General features: G+C 62.8%; 20 protein-coding genes. 2 read left to right on the top strand and 18 right to left on the bottom strand.

Annotation, left to right across the window (positions count from 1 at the left end; genetic code table 11):
* Positions 1-35: 35 nt before the first annotated feature.
* On the top strand, positions 36-2,201 hold the full coding sequence (locus ACQ4WY_RS21680) for a putative bifunctional diguanylate cyclase/phosphodiesterase (protein WP_436505854.1): 2,166 nt from the start codon (positions 36-38) through the stop codon (positions 2,199-2,201).
* Here the strand turns inward: ACQ4WY_RS21680 and ACQ4WY_RS21675 are convergent.
* The 13 genes from ACQ4WY_RS21675 to flgB all read right to left on the bottom strand — a co-directional run bounded on the left by ACQ4WY_RS21675 (position 2,186) and on the right by flgB (position 13,295).
* The gene (locus ACQ4WY_RS21675; RefSeq protein ID WP_436505852.1) at positions 2,186-3,286 is read right to left on the bottom strand and encodes a glycosyltransferase family 9 protein; all 1,101 of its coding nucleotides are present in this window, start codon (positions 3,284-3,286) and stop codon (positions 2,186-2,188) included. The two genes, ACQ4WY_RS21680 and ACQ4WY_RS21675, sit on opposite strands and share 16 nt — an antisense overlap.
* Positions 3,287-3,435: 149 nt before the next feature.
* A complete protein-coding gene (locus tag ACQ4WY_RS21670; protein ID WP_436505851.1) occupies positions 3,436-4,479 on the bottom strand; it encodes a hypothetical protein in 1,044 nt (347 codons plus the stop codon).
* A 5-nt stretch (positions 4,480-4,484) separates the two neighbouring features.
* On the bottom strand, positions 4,485-5,396 hold the full coding sequence (gene flgL, locus ACQ4WY_RS21665; RefSeq protein WP_436505850.1) for a flagellar hook-associated protein FlgL: 912 nt from the start codon (positions 5,394-5,396) through the stop codon (positions 4,485-4,487).
* A gap of 10 nt (positions 5,397-5,406) precedes the next feature.
* Positions 5,407-6,768, bottom strand: coding sequence for a flagellar hook-associated protein FlgK (gene flgK, locus ACQ4WY_RS21660; RefSeq protein ID WP_436505849.1), 1,362 nt, complete (start codon positions 6,766-6,768; stop codon positions 5,407-5,409).
* 81 nt (positions 6,769-6,849) lie between these two features.
* Positions 6,850-7,242, bottom strand: a complete 393-nt coding sequence (locus tag ACQ4WY_RS21655) for a rod-binding protein (protein WP_436505847.1) — start codon at positions 7,240-7,242, stop codon at positions 6,850-6,852.
* Entirely contained in the window at positions 7,242-8,354 is a 1,113-nt protein-coding gene (locus ACQ4WY_RS21650) for a flagellar basal body P-ring protein FlgI (RefSeq protein ID WP_436505846.1), read from the bottom strand. The genes ACQ4WY_RS21655 and ACQ4WY_RS21650 overlap by 1 nt, the downstream gene beginning before the upstream one ends.
* Before the next feature lie 9 nt (positions 8,355-8,363).
* Positions 8,364-9,026, bottom strand: a complete 663-nt coding sequence (gene flgH / locus ACQ4WY_RS21645) for a flagellar basal body L-ring protein FlgH (protein ID WP_353657637.1) — start codon at positions 9,024-9,026, stop codon at positions 8,364-8,366.
* An 11-nt stretch (positions 9,027-9,037) separates the two neighbouring features.
* Positions 9,038-9,826, bottom strand: coding sequence for a flagellar basal-body rod protein FlgG (flgG, locus tag ACQ4WY_RS21640; protein WP_326456109.1), 789 nt, complete (start codon positions 9,824-9,826; stop codon positions 9,038-9,040).
* Between the two features lie 32 nt (positions 9,827-9,858).
* Positions 9,859-10,587 (bottom strand): flagellar basal-body rod protein FlgF, encoded by a 729-nt coding sequence (flgF, locus tag ACQ4WY_RS21635; RefSeq protein ID WP_436505845.1) that lies wholly within the window; start codon positions 10,585-10,587, stop codon positions 9,859-9,861.
* Between the two features lie 26 nt (positions 10,588-10,613).
* Positions 10,614-11,792 carry a flagellar hook protein FlgE gene (locus ACQ4WY_RS21630; RefSeq protein ID WP_436505844.1) on the bottom strand — a complete coding sequence of 393 codons (1,179 nt, stop codon included), beginning with the start codon at positions 11,790-11,792 and terminating at the stop codon, positions 10,614-10,616.
* Positions 11,793-11,850: 58 nt separating this feature from the next.
* Positions 11,851-12,504: a flagellar hook capping FlgD N-terminal domain-containing protein gene (locus ACQ4WY_RS21625; RefSeq protein WP_436505843.1), complete on the bottom strand. Its 654-nt coding sequence runs from the start codon at positions 12,502-12,504 to the stop codon at positions 11,851-11,853.
* Between the two features lie 3 nt (positions 12,505-12,507).
* On the bottom strand, positions 12,508-12,924 hold the full coding sequence (flgC, locus tag ACQ4WY_RS21620; RefSeq protein WP_436505842.1) for a flagellar basal body rod protein FlgC: 417 nt from the start codon (positions 12,922-12,924) through the stop codon (positions 12,508-12,510).
* A gap of 8 nt (positions 12,925-12,932) precedes the next feature.
* Positions 12,933-13,295 carry a flagellar basal body rod protein FlgB gene (gene flgB / locus ACQ4WY_RS21615; RefSeq protein WP_034758109.1) on the bottom strand — a complete coding sequence of 121 codons (363 nt, stop codon included), beginning with the start codon at positions 13,293-13,295 and terminating at the stop codon, positions 12,933-12,935.
* A 254-nt stretch (positions 13,296-13,549) separates the two neighbouring features.
* Between flgB and flgA the strand changes: the two genes are divergently transcribed.
* Positions 13,550-14,197, top strand: a complete 648-nt coding sequence (gene flgA, locus ACQ4WY_RS21610) for a flagellar basal body P-ring formation chaperone FlgA (RefSeq protein ID WP_436505840.1) — start codon at positions 13,550-13,552, stop codon at positions 14,195-14,197.
* Between the two features lie 7 nt (positions 14,198-14,204).
* Here flgA and ACQ4WY_RS21605 read toward each other — a convergent pair whose 3' ends face one another.
* From ACQ4WY_RS21605 to motA, 5 genes are read right to left on the bottom strand one after another with little or no spacing between them, the layout of a single operon-like run.
* Positions 14,205-14,957 (bottom strand): glycoside hydrolase family 73 protein, encoded by a 753-nt coding sequence (locus ACQ4WY_RS21605; protein WP_436505839.1) that lies wholly within the window; start codon positions 14,955-14,957, stop codon positions 14,205-14,207.
* Entirely contained in the window at positions 14,944-15,384 is a 441-nt protein-coding gene (gene flgN / locus ACQ4WY_RS21600; protein WP_353657631.1) for a flagellar export chaperone FlgN, read from the bottom strand. The genes ACQ4WY_RS21605 and flgN overlap by 14 nt, the downstream gene beginning before the upstream one ends.
* Positions 15,381-15,671: a flagellar biosynthesis anti-sigma factor FlgM gene (gene flgM, locus ACQ4WY_RS21595; protein WP_034757812.1), complete on the bottom strand. Its 291-nt coding sequence runs from the start codon at positions 15,669-15,671 to the stop codon at positions 15,381-15,383. The genes flgN and flgM overlap by 4 nt, the downstream gene beginning before the upstream one ends.
* Before the next feature lie 16 nt (positions 15,672-15,687).
* Positions 15,688-16,749, bottom strand: a complete 1,062-nt coding sequence (locus tag ACQ4WY_RS21590; protein ID WP_436505838.1) for a flagellar motor protein MotB — start codon at positions 16,747-16,749, stop codon at positions 15,688-15,690.
* Positions 16,676-17,590 carry a flagellar motor stator protein MotA gene (motA, locus tag ACQ4WY_RS21585; protein WP_034757817.1) on the bottom strand — a complete coding sequence of 305 codons (915 nt, stop codon included), beginning with the start codon at positions 17,588-17,590 and terminating at the stop codon, positions 16,676-16,678. The genes ACQ4WY_RS21590 and motA overlap by 74 nt, the downstream gene beginning before the upstream one ends.
* Positions 17,591-17,641 lie beyond the last annotated feature (51 nt).

Genomic DNA, 17,641 nt, shown 5'->3' with positions numbered 1-17,641 from the left:
ACCTTGTCGTCAGGGCGGCGGTGCCAAGGACAGCCATGGATACGCCACCGCAAGCGCTACCTGCTCCGGATTCCTCCCCGCGCGGCCACGACGGCATGCTGCGGCATGCCGCGCCCCTGCTTGACGATGGCGTCTTCAGTCCGGAACGGGTGAAGGCCGAACGCGAGCAAGCCTATTTCAACGATTTGTACCTGCTGGCGCCCGTCGCCTATTTCGTGCTCGGTCTCGATGGCGTGATCGTGCAGGTCAATCTGGTGGCGGCCGAATTGTTCGGCCTGGTGCGCGAATGTCCTGGCCACGTGCTGTTCCGTTCTTATGTGCATGAGGCGTTCCGCCACGATTTCGAGCAGTTCGTGCAGCGCGTGCTCAATAGCAGCGAGCCCGAGCGCATCCAGCTGCAGCTACGGCTGCGCCCTGATGCGCCCGGGGAGTGTTTGCCCGTCAGTTTGCTGGGCAGCGCCGATCCGAACGGCCAGGCGCTGCGGCTGGTGCTGGAGCAGGCCGAGGGCAAGCTGGCCGCGCTCGAACGCAGCGAGGAGCGCTTCCGGCGCATCGTGCACAGCGCCGAGGAGGGCATCTGGGAAATCGATGCGCAGGCGCTGACCAGTTTTGTCAATCCGAAGATGGCGCTCATGCTCGGTTACCAGATCGAGGACATGCTGGGCCAGCCGCTGGCGGCCTTCATGGATGACGAAGGGCGAGCCATCCTGGAGCGCAACATTGCGCGGCGCCAGGACGGCATAGTCGAGCGCCACGAATTCAAGTTCCTGCGGCGTGACGGCAGCACCTTGTGGGCCACCCTGGCCACCAATCCCATCTTCGACTCCGGCGGCAGCTACCTGGGCGCGCTGGCGCTGGTCAGCGACATCACGGCGCAGCGCGCAGCGTCCGAGCGCATCTGGCGGCAGGCCAATTTTGACCAGCTGACGGGCTTGCCAAACCGCCACATGTTTCTCGATCGTCTGCAGCATGAGGCGGACCATGCTAAACGTGAGGGCGCTTGCCTGGCCTTGCTGTTCATCGACCTCGACCATTTCAAGCAGGTGAATGACCGCCTCGGCCACGAGAAGGGCGACATGCTGCTGCGCCAGGCGGCGCGGCGCATCAGCGAGCGCGTACGCGCCATCGATACGGTCGCGCGCCTGGGCGGCGACGAGTTCAGCGTCATCCTGGCCGGCGTGGGGCAGCTCGGTGGCATCGAGCGCGTGCTGCAGGAACTGACTGCCGCGCTGGCCCTGCCTTTCATGCTCGACGGCGACACGGCGCAAGTGTCGGCCAGCGTGGGCGTGGCCCTGTATCCGGCCGATGCCGAGGCAACGGAAACCTTGCTGCGGCATGCCGACCAGGCCATGTATGCGGCCAAGAGTGCGGGGCGTAACGGCTACAGCTATTTCACGCCGGCCTTGCAGCAGGCGGCCGAATTGCGCCGCAGCACGGTGCGCGAGATACGCCTGGCGCTGGCGCAGGATCAGTTTGAAGTGCATTACCAGCCCATCGTCCGCCTGTGTGACGGCGCCATCGGGCGGGCCGAGGCGCTGCTGCGCTGGCGCCATCCGCTGCGCGGCTTGCTGGTACCCGCCGATTTCATCGCCTTTGCCGAAGCGAACGGCTTGATCATCGATATCGGTGAGTGGGTGTTTCGCCAGGTCGTGCGCCAGGCGCGGCAGTGGCAGGACGCGCATGGCACCACGTTCCAGATCTGCATCAACAAGTCAGCCGCTGAATTTCGCTGCGACGCCGCGCTGTACCAGGAGTGGGGCGGACATCTGGTGCGCCAGGGCCTGGCGCCGGGCGCGATCGTCATCGAAACAACGGAAGCCGTGCTGCTCGACCAGGCGCGCCAGGTGGCGGAGCGCCTGCGCCAGTTTCGCGCCATGGGCCTGTCGCTGGCGCTCGGCGATTTCGGCAGCGGCCAGGTGTCGCTGGGGTGCATCAAGAAGGCCGATATCGACTTTCTCAAGATCGACCGTACGCTGGTTGGCGAACTGGGACGCGACGATGCCGGGCTGGGCCTGTGTGAGGCGATCATAGGGCTGGCGCAGCGGCTGGGGGTGAAAGTCGTGGCCGAAGGCGTGGAGACGGCGTCGCAGCGCGATTTGCTGCGCGCCGCCGGCTGCGACTATGCGCAAGGGTATTTCTTTTCCCGCGTGTTGCCGGCAGGGCTGATGGACCGCTTGCTGGCGGCTCAGCCGGCGGCTTGAATCGTCGTTTGCGCCTGCCCGTCGCCCTCCATCAGTTGTTCCACGGCGGCAAGGGTCTCGGCGGCGCTGACTGTGGCCAGGGTCAGGCCAGGCGCCAGTATCACGCGGTAGTGGTGGCTGGCCGGATAAAACCAGCGGTAGTTGTCGGTGCGGATGTAGTAGCCGACGATTTTCCTGTCATATGCCGAGGCGATGTGGATCACCGACGTGTCGGGCGACAGCACCAGTTCGCAGCGGCGTATCAGGGCCGCCAGCTCCAGGATGTGGCCGGTGGACGGCGCGCCCATCACGTTGGCATGGCCGGCGCCGCGCACGATTTCGGCAGCGCGCGCCTCGGTGCCCGGTGCGGCGATCACCAGCAGCGCATGGCGCGGATAGCGTGCCGCCAGGGCGGCGCAGCAGCGCTGGGCATCGGCCACGCTGACCGTGCGTTGCGCATTGCTGCCCTGGAAATTGAGGCAGAACAAGCCTTCATGCGTGCGCAGCAGGGTGTCGCAGGTGGCGTCGACCTGCGCCGCGTGCGCGTCCACGCCAAACAGTTCATAGCGCGTATCGATGTCGCGCAGCTCAAATTGCCCGAAGGTGGCGAAATAGCTGTGCAGGATGTGGCGGCTGCGGTCGCAGGGCACCGTATGGTCGAACATGCCCAGATTTGCTGTCGAGGTACCGTACTTGGGAATGGCAAAGCCCGTCAAATAACGCGCACCCAGCCATTTAATGCGCAGCAGCAAGGGAATCGAAAAGCGGTTGTAGGGGTAGAAGATGACATCATAGCGGCGCCGGCGCAGCTCGGTGATGCTGGTGCGCAAGTCGCGCAGCAGCGGCTGCTTATCCCACACGATGATCTCGCTCACATGTGGATTATCGGCGATCACCGCCAGGTTGGCACTACTGGCGGCCACGTCGATCTGCCAGTGCGGATAGTTTTTTTTCAGCTCGCGCAGCAGGGCCGTGGTGACGATCATGTCGCCGATCTTGTCGTTGCGCAAAATCAATACTTTGCGCACCTTGGCGATATCGAGGGGCTGCTTGTGGGATTTGCCCAGCAGGGCGTAACTGATCAGCCGGGCGACGGTCTTTATCAAGGGAACTCCGGAGGTGGATGACGGGATGCGCTGGCGTATGGGGAAAAGCGCCAGCGACAGCGGCATCTTACGGTTTTTAGCCGTCCTGAGCTAGGGGGCGTGCCCAATTCAGTGCCGCGTGCGCCAGGGCAGCGCACGCGGAAGGGGGCTTATTCCAGGCCCAGCAGGGCGACGACGCGCTCGCGGCTGATGCCGACCAGCGCCGAGCTGATCGCCAGCAGCGATTCATAGCCGGGTTGGCTGGCCTTTTCCGTGAAGTTTTCCGCCAGCGTATCCATGCTGACGTTCACTTGGACTGGTTGCGCACGGGCCACCCGTCCCGTGGCTTGCGCCAGGGCCAGGCTGACGGAGCTGCGCGCCGCCTGCAACTGCGCCAGCGCCTGTACCACTTGCTGCAAGGTGGCGCGCAGGGCTTCCGTATCGCCGGTATGCCATTCTTCCGGGGCAATGGCGGCCGGTTCCGCATCCGTGCGCACGCGGCTCATCTGGCCGGTCGGGTAGCGGATGCCGCTGCCACGCACTGACAGGCTGTCGCGCACGTTGGCCCAGGCCACTTCCGAGGTGCTGAATACCAGTTCGCCATTCTCGCCCAGCTTGACGCCGATGCCAGACGGCATCAGTGCGCGGTCGAAGCGGGAGACGATTTCGTTCGCGCTCAGGCTAGGTTCGATATTCACCGAGCGCAAGGCCTGGTTCGCGCCGCCGACGGAAAAGGCCAGCACTTCCTGCGGGCCTTCCTGCAAGCTGGCCATGGTCAGGCCGCGGATGCTGAAGTTCTGCTGTGCCGTCTGCGGGCTGGTATAGCTGAGTTGTGCGTCGAGTGTGCCACCCGAGGCGCTGGCGCGCTGGCGCCAGGTATTGCTGAACTGGCGTACCCTTGCCTCGACTTGCCCTTCGCGGCCCTGGCGCGCGGCCAGCTTGGCCGCCAGCTCGCTTTTCAGCGCTTGCAACTGGCTGCTGCTGCGTTCCAGGTAGTCCAGGGTTTGTTGCGCGTTAGAAATTTCCCCCTGCAACTGGTGATCCCAGTTGCTCAGGCCACGCTGCAGGCTCGCCGTCGAACTCCTCGTTGCCGGCGCCTCGCTGCGCGCGCTGGCGCTGCCTTTGACTGCGGCGGACGCGTCATCGACGACGCGGGCTGTGCCGGCGCCTTTGGCATTGACGCCGGAAGAGGAGGAAGTCTGAACGATTTGCATGATGGTCAGAGAAGATCAAACAGGGAAATGGTGCCAACCTTGGTGTAGGCTTTGTAGGTTGCCTGCAGGGCCGTCTGGTAACCGGTCAGTTCAATGGCCGCTGCACCCATGTCGGTCTTTTTCAGGTCCAGCAGGGCTGAATTGTTCGACAGCGACACATTGGCCAGGTTGCCGGAGAGCGTGGTGAGGATGTTTTGCGCGCCGCCAAAGATGGCGATCTTGCCGGAGAGCAAATCCATGCCATCATCGGTGCCACCGAGACCGTCGTTGACGATGGCGCGCACGGCCGGGTCGTTGGGGTTGACGCCCGGCGTACCGAGCGTGGTGACAACCTGGTCGATCTTGTTGAGCCACACTTCCAGGTTCTTCACGTCGACGTTGGCCGCCTGCGTCACGCCATTGCCCACCACCACGGTCTGCGTGTCGGTATTGCCGATGTAGCTGTAGCGCGACCCGACGGCTGCCGTCGGGTCGTATTTGATCGCGGGCTGGTCGGTAGCGGTGCCGGAAAACATGTAGCGGCCTTCCTGGTCCTTCAGGTTGGCCGTGTACAACACGCTGTCGCGCATTGCCGTCAGTGATTGCGTCATCGCATTCAGGTCGCCGGGTGTATTGCTGCCGTCAGCCGCCCACACCAGCAGGTCGCGTGCCTGGCCCATGTCGGTGACCATGCTCGACAGGTAGTTTTCATTCTTCAGCAGGCGCACTTTGACCGTGGCGATATTGTCCTGGTATTGCGTGACCATGGCTTGCTCGCGGGTCAGGCGCGAAATGCGCACGTTGCCGATCGGATCGTCCGATGGCAGCTGGATGCGCAAGCCCGAGGCCATCTGCTGGGTCAGGTAATTGATGCGTTCCTGATTTTGCTGAAGCGAAATATTGATCAGCGATTGGTACTGGCTACTGGCGACACGCATGATCTTCTCCTTAACCCATCATTTGTAAAGTGGCATCAAACAAGGTATTCGCCACAGAAATGACTTTCATGTTTGCCTGGTACATATTCCCGAATTCGACCAGATTCATCGCTTCCTCGTCCTTGTTCACGCCGCTAGTGGACTTCCAGTCATCGATCGCTTGCGCGCGCACCGTGTTGGACGTCTTCAGCAAGGCCTGGTTCTGCTGGCTGTAGATAGCCAGCTTGCCGACCAGTTGCGTATCCGCGTCGCTCATCAGGACAGAACCGACCCAGCTGACGGTGATCGGTTGATTCTTGATATCGATCAATTTCTGCAAGTTGCCGCTGTCGCCTGTTGCACCCGTCAGCGACAGGGCCAGATCCTTGGCGTTGAAGCCGGGAGTAATGCTCAGCTTGCCATTCGCGTAGGCCAGCAGGGGACCGCCGGCGGTGCCAGCCATGGTCTTGCCCAGTGCCAGCTGCGCGTTGACCTTGCTGGTCAACTGGGTGGCCATGTCTTGCAGCGACTGTTGCAGCGGTTTCAGGGTATTTTGTTCGAACTCGCCCAGGCCGCCCATCTGCCCGCCGATGGCTACCGGGTCGAGGTTGTACGTCGACTTGGCGAAATCGAGGCTCAGGGTTTGGTCGCCCGTGTTCGTCATATTGCTGCTCAGGGTGCCGGCAATGCTGCCGATGACCAGCGGCTGTCCCGATTTCAGCGCGATATTGCGCGAGCCGTCCGGCTGGTCGAGGACGTCGATGCCCATTTGCGCGGCCAGGCCGTCGATCAGCTGGTCGCGTGCATCCATCAGCGACGACACGTTCGTGCCCGAGGCCGTGGAGGTGCTGATGCGCTGGTTCAGCGCGGCGATATTGGCCAGGGTGGTATTGGCTTGAGGCACAATCGCCGCGCGTTGTTGCTGCACCGACAGCAACTGGTTGCTCATGACGGTGCTGATGCTGTTGAAGCGCTGCGCCATGGCGTCGGCGGAGGTGACGATCTGCTGGCGCAGCGGCGTCGACGTCGGGTCGACGGCCGAGGCGTTGAGGGCGGCGAAAAAGCCGTCGATGCCGTTGCTGATGCTGGAGGCATCGTCACCCATCACGCGTTCGAGCTGTGTCAGGTAAGGCTGGGTCTGCGAACGGGCGCCTTGGTCGGACGCGGCACGCCACATTTGCTGGCTTTTATACGCATCGGCAAAGCGCAGCAGCGCGGACACTTCCACGCCATTGCCGGCCGAGCGCACGCCCACGCCGGCGCCAAGCGAAGACAACAGCACGCCCTGACGCGTATAGCCCGCCGTTTGCAGGTTGGCGATGTTCTGGCTGGCCGCATTGAGTGCGGCCTGGGCGGCGATGCTGCCTGACAATGCATTGCTGATGATGCTCATTGGGCAAGTTTCTTTCGTGAAGAGAGTGGCGCGTGCGGGTGGGCAGGCATTGAATCGTTGTTACCTTGTACAGGCGACGCTTCAGACGGATTTATTAAGCGGCGCTGCAATATTGTCGGTTTTGGCAGCGCTGCTGGCTGCTACGGGGGCGCCGGCCGCTGGCAGCAACTGGCGCAGGATGGCGTCGGCGATGCCGAAGGCGCGCTGGCCGGCCATCTTGTCGGCCACCAGGTTGTCGGCCATCTCCAGCATGTCGTTATTGATGGGGTCCTTGAAGACGCTGTCTTCGCCCGCCATCTCGCGCGTACCCGAACGCATCTGGCGCAGCATGTGCGAGATGAAGAACGCTTCGAACTTGACGGCCGCCTCGGTGGCCTTGGCCGCGTAGCGGGGATCGGCCGGCGTGGCCGCTGCGGGAGAGCGGTCGTCGAGCGCCGAGGGCAGGGCGCTGCTGCTGTCGTTGATATTGAGCATCAGATCACCACCAGTTCGCCTTCGATGGCTCCTGCCTGGTCGAGGGCTTGTAAAATTGCCATGATGTCATCGGGCGAGGCGCCCAGGCTGTTGACCACGTCGATGATGGATTGCAGCTTGGCGCCGGCCGGCCATTTGAACATATTGCCGTTACCCTGGTCGACGGAGACCTTCGACTGCGGCGTGACGGTGGTCTGGCCGCGGCCGAACGGCGCCGGCTGGCTCACTGCCGAGCTTTCGGAAATGACGACCTTGAGCGAGCCGTGCGTGACGGCGGCTGCCTTCACGCGCAAGCCTTCGGCGATGACCACGGTGCCCGTGCGCGAATTGAAGACCACTTTCGGCGTATCGACGCCGACATCGACGGACAGCGCTTCGAGCTTGGCCATGAAGGCCACGCGCTGGGTCGGGTTTTCCGGCGCCAGCACGTCCACGCTGGTGGCGTCGCGGGTGGTGGCGACGGCGCCGAAGCGGCGGTTGACGGCTTCGACGATATTGATGGCCGTCTCGAAATGCGGGTGGCGCAAGTTCAGGGTGACGGAAGGCCTGGTGGAAAAGTCGCTGAGAATTTCGCGCTCGATGTTGGCGCCGTTGGGAATGCGGCCCGAGGTGGGCGTGTTGACGGTGACGGACGAGCCGCTCTTGCCGGTGGCGTTCAAGCCGCCGACGACGACGTTGCCTTGCGCCAGCGCATACGTTTCATTGTCGGCCGCGCGCAATTGCGTCAGCAGCAAGGTACCGCCGCGCAAGCTTTTCGCATCGCCCAGCGACGATACCGTGACGTCGATGGCCTGGCCACGGCGGTATCCTGGGGGAAACACGGCGCTGACCATGACGGTGGCGACGTTCTTGCTTTTCGCTTCGGCGCCATCGGGCATCTTCACGCCGAACTGCTTGAGCATATTGACCACCGACTGGCTGGAAAACTTCACCTGGGTGGTGTCGCCGCTGCCGTTCAGGCCTACGACGAGGCCATAGCCGACCAGCGGGTTGTCGCGCACACCCTCGATGCTGACCAGGTTGCGCAGCACTTGCGCGGCGCTGGCGGGCAGGGACAGGCCGGAGAGCAGGGCCAGCGTGGCTGCCAGGGGCAGGGCGGAACGAAATTTCATGAGCTCACCTTAAAACGGCATCCATGGGCCGACGAAAAAGCGCGTCAGCCAGCCTGGTGTATTGGCTTCGGCCAGGGTGCCCTGGCCGGAATAGGCGATCTGCGCATTGGCGATGCGCAACGATGACACCTGGTTGTTGGAATCGATGTCGGCCGCGCGCAGGTAGCCGCGCAGGCGCACGAATTCCTCGCCCTGATTCAGGGTCAGCGTTTTCTCGCCCTGCACGCGCAGCAAGCCGTTCGGCAACACTTCCTGCACGATCACGGTGATGGCGCCGGACAATGCATTTTGCTGCGTGCTGGTCGAGTCGCCGGCGAAGTTGCGGTCGGCCGACAGGTCGATGCCTGTCTTGGGCAAGGTCTTGCCGAGGATGTTGGCCGCCTTCACGCCGACGGACGAACCCTTGTTGAACGAAGTGCCCGCCTTCTTGCTCGCTTGCGTGGTTTCCTGCAGGGCCACCGTGACGACGTCGCCGACGCGGAAGGCGCGGCTGTCCGAGATCAAGTCCAGGCCCGCATCAGGATTGAAAACGCCGCCGCCTACGCCGCCGCGCGCAGCGCTGCGCGGCGCCACGGGCAGCGGCGTATCGGAAAAGCTGGGCGCCACCGGCGCGGCCGGCTGACTGGCGCAACCGGCCATCAACACCAGCAGCAGGGCCGCCGTGGCTTTCATGGCGACTGTCATCAGCGTGCCGCTTGCGCCAGGTATTGCAGCATATTGTCGGCGGCCGACAGCACCTTGGTATTCATTTCATAGGTGCGCTGGGCAGCGATCATGTCGACCATCTCTTCGACCACCTGCACGTTCGAGCCTTCCAGCGCGAACTGCTTCAATTTACCCAGTGCGCCTTCGCCGGGACGGCCTTCCGTCGGCGTGCCGCTCGATGCCGTTTCCTGGAACAGGTTTTCACCGAGTGCCAGCAGGCCGGTCGGGTTGACGAAGCTGCTCAGGTTCAGCTGACCCAACTGGGTGCCGTTGACATTGCCCGGCACGGTGGCCGTGACCATGCCGTTTTCGCCGATGGTGATCGCCGTCGCATTGTTCGGCACGGTGATCTGCGGCACCAGGGGCAAGCCCTGGGCGTTGACCATCACGCCGTTTTCATTCAGGCTCAACTGGCCGGCGCGCGTGTAGGCCGCTTCGCCGTTCGGGCGCAAGACTTGCAGGAAGCCGTTGCCCGTGATGGCGACGTCGAATTCGCGGCTCGTCGTTTGCAGGCTGCCGGTGGTAAACACCTTTTGCGTACCGACCATATGCGTGCCGTTACCCAGTTGTACGCCCGATGGCGAGAGGGTGTTGTCGGCGCGCTGCGTGCCCGGTTGCTGCTCGACCTGGTAAAACAGGTCTTCGAAGACGACGCGGTCGCGCTTGAAGCCCACGGTATTGACGTTGGCCAGGTTATTCGCGATGGCTTGCAGTTTGGCATCTTGTGCCTGCACGCCGGTCTTGCTGATCCACATTGCTGGATTCATGGTTTACTCCTAGTAATAGATTGGCGTTGGGCTTAGGCGCCCAGCAGGCGGTTACCCGATTCCGTCATGGAATCGCTGGCCTTGAATACTTTCATCTGCATTTCGAAACTGCGGTTCAGGCTCATGGTGGCGACCATTTCCTCGACGGCCGAAACGTTGCTGCCTTCCAGGTGGCGGTCGCGGATACGTACCGTCGGATCAGCTTGCAAGTCTTCGCCGCCGCGCGCCACGATCAGGCCCGCCTCGTTCTTGGTCAGCTCGCCCGCTTCGGCGTTGACCAGCTTGAGCTTGTCGACCGTCTGCATTTGCGCAGTGCCCGGCACCTGGATGGAAATCGTGCCATCGGCGCCGATCGACAGGCTGGTGTGCTCCGGAATCGTGATCGGACCGCCTTCGCCCAGCACGGGCCGGCCGTTGATGGTCAGCGCGCCCGTTTCATCGAGGTCCATGGCGCCGGCGCGCGTGTAGGCTTCGCCGTTTTGCCACTGTACCGCGAGAAAGCCGTGGCCCGTGACGGCCACGTCGAGTTCGCGTCCCGTTTCCTTGATGGCGCCCGTGCGCGTACCGATGGCGCTCGACTGCGTCTGCGTCATGTGGCGGTCGTCGTAGCCATAGCCGTTTTGCAACGGCTGGGCAGTGGACACTTCCAGGTTGGCGCGAAAGCCGCCTGTCTCGATGTTGGCCAGGTTGTTGGCGTGTACCTGCTGTGCCCGCAGGGCACGGTCGGCCCCGCTCATGGCGGTATAAATCAGCGCATCCATTGCTCTTTACCTTTGCGTCTCGTGGATTACAGCGCTTGCATCAGCGATTGCAGCATGGCGTTCTCGGTCGAGATGACCTTCGAGTTGGCCTGGTAGTTACGCTGCGACGTCATCAGGCCCACCAGTTCGGATGTGATGTCGACGTTCGACTGTTCCAGCGAGCTCGTCGTCAGTTTGCCGGCCATGCCGACGCCCGGACGGTCAAACATGGGGGTGCCGGAGGTGGTCGAGGCGACCCAGCTGGTATCGTTGACGGCCGTCAACGCGCCTTCGTCGGGGAAGGTAGCCAGGGCGATCACGCCGATGCTTTGCTTTTGGCCGTTCGTGTATTTCGCCACGACGGAGCCGTCATCGGCCAGTTCCACGCCCGTGTAGGTGCCCGAGGCATAACCGTCTGCGCGGTCGGTCGAGGTGGTGGATTCGCCAGCGAACTGGGTGGTGCCCGTGTAGTCGATGGCGATCGACATCGCCGCCGCGCCAGGTGGCGTCGGCAGCACTGGCGTGGCAGCCGTGCCGGTCACCAGCTTGCCGTTCGTGTCGAAGGTCATGCTCGTCACCGGCGTCACATCGGCATTGTCGAAGGTGTAGTGCACGTCCACGCCCGCAGCCGTCTTGACAAAGTACTGGCCCAGCGAGTGCTTGCCGCCCAGCGAATCGTAAACGATCGAGGACTTGGCGCTGTTGTAGCTCAGTTCGCTAGTCTTGCTGAAGGGCACGGTCCTGACGGCCCATTCGGACGACATATTGGCGGCATACGCCAGCTTGGTCGACGCCACGGCGGGAATCTGGCCCGTGGGAATGTTCATGTCGCCCATGGTACCCAGGGTGGTGCTGCCTTTGACGGCGGCATAACCCTGCACCAGGCGGCCGTTCGAGTCGATCAGCTTGCCTTCATTGCTGGCCGAAAAGATGCCGACCCGGCTGAAGGTCATGGTGTTTTGCGCATCGCGCGTGACGAAGTAGCCACGGCCATCGATGGCCGCGTCGAGCGCGCGGCCCGTGTTCAGTACGCCGCCATTGAGCGACATGCTTTGCGTGATCGAGCCAATTTCCGTCCCCGTGGCGCGCGAACCGGCGTACATGGCCGAAAAGTTGGCGCGGCTGCTCTTGAAGCCGTAGGTGCCGGCATTGGCGATATTGTTACTGGTGCTGTTCAACTGTTGGTTGATGGACTGGATACCGGACAGGGCGATGTCGAAACTCATGTTGACTTCCTTTAGTGAAGGACGAGATTAGTGTGCAGGAAACGAAGGGGCGAGCGGATCAAGCCGTCTTGCCGTTAAAGCCGGTGATCGCGCCAGGGTTGACTTCGCCCAGGTTCGACACGCTCAAAATCATGCTGCCGCCGGCCGACAGGCGCACGCTGTTAAGCTTGCCTGCGATGTCGACCGTTGGTTTTTCGGCGCCGCTGGTGCTGACCTTCATGCTGTAGGTGCCAGCAGGCAAGCCCAAGGCCACCGGATCGATGGTGAACGGCACCGTGCCGGGCGATTTGGCGCCCAGTTCGATCTTGTATTCCTTGTCGTCCAGCCCTTTCAGGGTGACGGTGGTCTTGGTGGTGCTGGCCGCCAGCGCAATGGTGCCGCTGACCTTGCTCTTGTCGAGCTGGACCGTTTCGCTGTTGACCATGACTTCGGAGCCCACTTGCGCGCCCAGGGCCAGTACTTGCATCGATTGCAGCACGCTGGCATTGGCGCTGGTCAGCGCCGACAGGTTTTGCATCGCTTCCGTCTGCGCCTGCTGCGTCAATTGATTGACGAACTGGCTCGGATCGGTCGGCGCGAGGGGATCCTGGTTCTTGATCTGCGCGACCAGCAATTTGGTGAACATATCCTGGGTGGCATTGCTTTGCGACTTGACGGCATTGCTGTTGCTATTGCTGCCGCTGGTGTTATTAGTAAAGAGATTGGTTTCCATGGATTATGCTTCACCTAATTTGAGGAGCGATTGCTGCATCGATTTGATGCGGCCCAGAACTTCGACATTTGTTTCAAACGCGCGCGACGCCGACATCATGTCGGTCATCTCGGCTACCTGATTGACGTTGGGATAGAACACCATGCCATCGGCATTGGCCATCGGGTGGCCCGGTTCATAGACCTTGCGCAGCGGTTCATCGCTTTGCACCACGTCGAGTACCTGTACTCTTCCACCGGCGCCGCTGGCGCCTGGGCCGTCCATCACGGCCGCAAACACGGGTTTACGCGCGTGGTAGGTTTCGCCTTCGGAGCCGGCAACGGAATCGGCATTGGCCAGGTTGCTGGCGATGGTATTGAGGCGCACGGTTTGCGCCGCCATCGCCGAACCGGCGATCTTGGAAATATCCTGGAAGCTCATGCTGATCCTTATTGTCCGGAAATGGCCTTGGACAGACCTTTCAGTTTCATGTTGACGAAAGTCAGGCTGGTCTGGAAGTCGGTGGCATTCTGCGAGAACGCCGCCTGCTCCACGCCGATTTCGACGGTGTTGCCGTCGCGGCTAGGGTGGTAGGGGACGCGGTACAGGGCGCTGGCATCATCATCGGTCGACAACAGGCCGGCCTCGTTGTCCTGCAACTGTTGCAGGGCGCTGCCGAAATCCATGTCCATGGCCTGGAAGCCGGGCGTGTTTTCATTGGCGATGTTGGCGGCCAGTACGCGTGTACGGTCGGCACGCAGCGCGAGTGCATCGGCGTGCACGCCCAGCGCATCCTTGAAATTAATCCCCATGGTCATCCTTTGTGTTGAATTCGATCGTGCTTTTTGCGGTTCGGGCCAGAAAATAGGTGGTACAGAGGTAAAATCCCAGCCTGGTCATGTTGACGCATGGTAAGGTCATGCCGCTTCAGTATCTTTGATTAAGGTTAGCAATGATTTACTTTGAGAACTATTCCGTGATGTGGAACAAGGCGCAATGTCGTCACATACTGCTTCCGGGCCTCTTTTTACTGACCAGCCTATATAGTAGTGCAGGACGCGCAGAATTGCCAGCCGACAATATATTTTCGCGTGTGGAACAATTGGCGCGAGAGCAATTGGCGCAGCAGGCAGCCTCGGCGGGCTTGCTGGAACCGCAGTTTCAAGTGGCCGTGGTAAAAAGCACGCGCCCCGTGCCGGCGTGCGCGGCGCCCATCGCGCTGGAAACGGCGGACAGCCGTTCGGCGCAACGCATGCGCTTTGTTGCAGTGTGTCCTGGAAGCAACGGTTGGCGCTATGAAATGCTGGCGCGTGGCAGCATCACGGCCCAGGTGGCCGTCACCAGCGTCCCCGTCACGGCGAATACGCCCTTGCAGGCGGGCGACGTGACCCTGGCGCGGCGCGACGTGACGATAGTGCCCGACAGTATTGCTTCCTTGCCTGGCGCCGTTGGCCTGTCGAGCCGGCGCAGCTTGCGTGCCGGCGAAGTGCTGCGGCAAGGGCAACTGGCGTCGCCCGTGTTGATCAAGCGGGGCAGTGCGGTCAATATCGTGGCGCGCAAGGAGCAGGTGGAAGTGAGCATGGCCGGCGAAGCGATGGATCCAGGCGCGCTGGGCGAGGTGATACGCGTGCGCAACGCCACCAGCGGCACGGTGATACGTGCCAGGGTGGTCGATGCGGGGGTGGTGGAACCGGCCGACATTCCCGGCCGTTAAGGAGAGATCAGTCTGCGGCGGCCGTGCGCTGCAAACGCGTCGCCAGCTGCGTCAGCTTGGCGGCGTAGTTCGGGTCGGTGGCATAGCCGCCGCGCGCCAGGCCCTGCGCGAAGGCGCCTGCATCGGCACCCGTGTTCAGGGCGGCGCGGTAGCGGGGATTGTCCAGCAGCACTTGCGCATAGTCGCGGAAGGCGCTGGCCTGGTCGGGGTAGCTGCGGAAGCGCTCGGTTTTCTTCAGGGCCGTGCCGCTGCCCGCTTCGTATTCTGTGGTCAGATTGCTGGCCACGTCGCCCTGCCATTTTCCGCCGGCCTTGATGCCGAACAGGTTATTCGTGTCCGCGCCCGTGCCCTGGCGCAGCGGACGCTGGCCCCAGCCCGATTCCAGCGCCGCGTGGGCGGCGACGATTTCCGGCGCCACGCCCAGGCGCGCGCCCGTTTCTTCCGTCCATGGCTTGATCGATGCAAGAAATTGTTGCTGCACCTCGCCGATCTCGCCACCCTGGTTGATGCTGCCCAGCACATTCACGGGCTGGCTCTGTTCCAGGTAGGCGCGGCCCTGCGGGCTCAGGCTGGTGGCGTTGCCGCCACCCTGTTCGATGAAGCGGGCCACTTCGCCCTGTACTTGCCGGAACACGCTGCTGAAGTTGCCGCTGGAACTGGTGGCGTCGGTGGCGCGCATATTGCTTTGCACGGCGGAAGTGGCCGCCGTCGACGGCGTCGCCGCCGTGGCGCGGGTGGTCAGGAAATCAGCCTGGCGCATAGGTATCTTCCTCGCCATGCAGCACGCGCTGCATGATGCTGTACTGCTCTGTTAATAAATCACTGTTGCGGGCATTCAGGCGCTTGCATTCAAGCACCATCTGCTCGAGCGCGGCCCAGTCGCGCTCGGCGGTGGCGCGCGCGTCTTCTTGCAACAGCGCAAACAATTGTGGCATATCGCCTTGCGGGCCCAGCAGGGCGGTGACGAGGCTGACCCGCTGGCGGCGGCGCGCATCGAGCGGTTCGACGGCGGCGATGACCTGGTCGGCCAGCGTCGTCAACTGCGCGCTCTGGTGGTGCAAGGTGGCCTGGAACTGCTCTTCCAGCAAGGTTTGCAGGGCGGCATAGCCGGCGCGGTCGTCCGCCATGCCTTGCAGCACGCGGCGCACGGCTTCCTGGCGCGTGATGCCCTTGCGCGGCGCGGTCACGACTCGCCGCCGTGGAAACGCTGGATCAAGCCTGCCAATTTCGATGGATCGAACGGCAATTCGCCCTTGGCCAGCGCATCGCGCAACATGGCCACGCGCTCGTGGTCGATCTCGGGCATGGCGCGCAGGGCGGCCATGGCCGGTTGCAGCACGGCCGATTGCAGTTCCGCCCCGGCCGACGAGCCACCCATGGCGCCTGCGGCGCCCGCGTTCTCGGCGATCGCCTCGGCCGGCGCGACGGCGCTGCTGCGTACGGCAGCACCGGTATTGCCGGAGGAGATTTTCATACGTTGTCCCTTGCCCTTAATTTGCATGCTCATCGCGTTCCTTCTTTGCGGGCAGGCCCAGTTTCTCGCGCAGGCGTTGCAAAGTGCCCGAGTCCGGTTCACCCACCTGCAGTTCTTCGCCCTGCGCCTTTTGTCCGGCCATACCGAACATGGCAGCGATGCTGTCGGCCTGGCCACGCGTCAATATTAACAGTTCGATGCGGCGGTTGATGCCGGCGCTGGCATTTTTTATGTCCAGCGGCGCGCGGTCGGCCATGCCCACCACTTGCAGCACGCTGTCCGGACTCATGCTGCCGATCAGCAATTGCGCGCGCGCCGACATGGCGCGGTTGGCCGACAGGGTCCAGTTCGAAAAGCCTTCATAGCCGGTATTGGCGTACTGCATCGAGTCCGTGTGGCCGACGATCAGCATCTGGTTCTCCATTTGCGCAAACACGGGCCCCATCTGGCGCAGCAGCTTGCGGAAACGGTCGGTCGGCACGGCGCTGCCGCGCACGAACATGCCTTGCTTGTCCGTATCGTGCAGCATCACGCGCAAGCCGTACGGCGTGATCACGGACTGCAAATTGCTCTTCAGTCCCGCTTCGTCGCTGAGCTTGTCGAGCGCGCGCGACAGGGCCATCAAGTCTTCCGGCGACTGGTAGCTGACCTTGGTCTGGTTTTGCGGTGCGGCGCCGGCCTTGCCGTCCTGCATCTGCTTGCCTTCCGTGCGCGTGTCGCCCGTGCCCTTGCGGGGCATGGGGAAACGCTCGATCAGGCTGCCGCGCGGACCGCCTTTCTGTTCCGGCATGACGCCCTGGCCTTCGCCCTGGCGGCTGCCTGCCGACGCGTCCATCATGATTTCCTTCATCGCCTGCTGCTCGCGCGCAGCCATCAGCCACAGCACGAGGAAGAGCGACAGCAGGGCCAGGCAAAAGTCGGCGAACGCTACTTTCCAGGCGCCGCCATGGCCATCGTCGTCGTGCTTGCGACCGGCACGCTTGATGATGGCCTGTTCATGTTTCTCATGCGGCTTTAGCACGGCGGCCTCCCCGGCCTTGGCCTTGCTCTTGTTCGGCGCCGCCATCTTCCAGCGCATTGATCCAGCTTTCCAGCTGGGCGAAGCTAGGCTTGATGTTCAGCTGCACCAGGCGGCGGCCCGCATCGATGGCCAGCAGGGGCGGTTTGCCCGCCACGTGCGTGACCAGCACGACCTTCACGCATTCCATGGTCGAGCCTTCCTCGCCCACCAGCTGTTTCATCATATTGCACATCGGATCGAGCACGCCGTAGCAAAAAAAGATGCCGATGAAGGTACCGACCATGGCGGCGCCCACTTTTTCCGAAATTTCTGCCGCATCGGCGCCGTCGGCCACGGAATTCATGGCCATCACGATGCCCAGAACGGCGGCCAGGATACCGAAACCGGGCATGGCTTCGGCGATCTTGTGCAGGGATTTCGACGGTTGCAGCAATTCGTCATGGATGGCTTCCAGTTCCTGCTCCAGCACGCCTTCGAGCTCATGCGCGTTGATCTTGCCCATTGCCATCAAACGGAAGTTGTCGACGATGAAGGCCAGCAGCTTCGGCTCTTCCAGCACCAGCGGATAGCGCTGGAACAGGGCGCTTTCGCGCGGCGCTTCGACGTGGGCGTCGAGCGCCTTCAGACCGCCGGCGGCCGTTTGCAGCAGTTCATACATCAGCAGCAGCAACTGGCGCTGGAATTCCGAGCCTTGCTTCTTGTGCGTGACGATCTTGCGCATCTGGTGCAGCATTTCACCGAGTACATGCTTGGGGTTGCCCAGCACCAGGGCGCCGACGGCGGCGCCGATGATGATGATCAACTCGACCGGTTGCCAGATCGCGTGGACGGTGCCGCCCATCAGGGCGAAGCCTCCGAATACACATCCCATCACGATTAAGATACCGATAATTACCATGTCAACTGCCTTTCTGCGTCATTGTGCTGCGTCAATTTGATGGGTATTGCT

Source organism: Janthinobacterium salmonicoloratum (assembly GCF_051380845.1).
Taxonomy (GTDB): domain Bacteria; phylum Pseudomonadota; class Gammaproteobacteria; order Burkholderiales; family Burkholderiaceae_D; genus Janthinobacterium; species Janthinobacterium lividum_F.
This window is presented reverse-complemented; position numbering and strand designations above follow the sequence as displayed.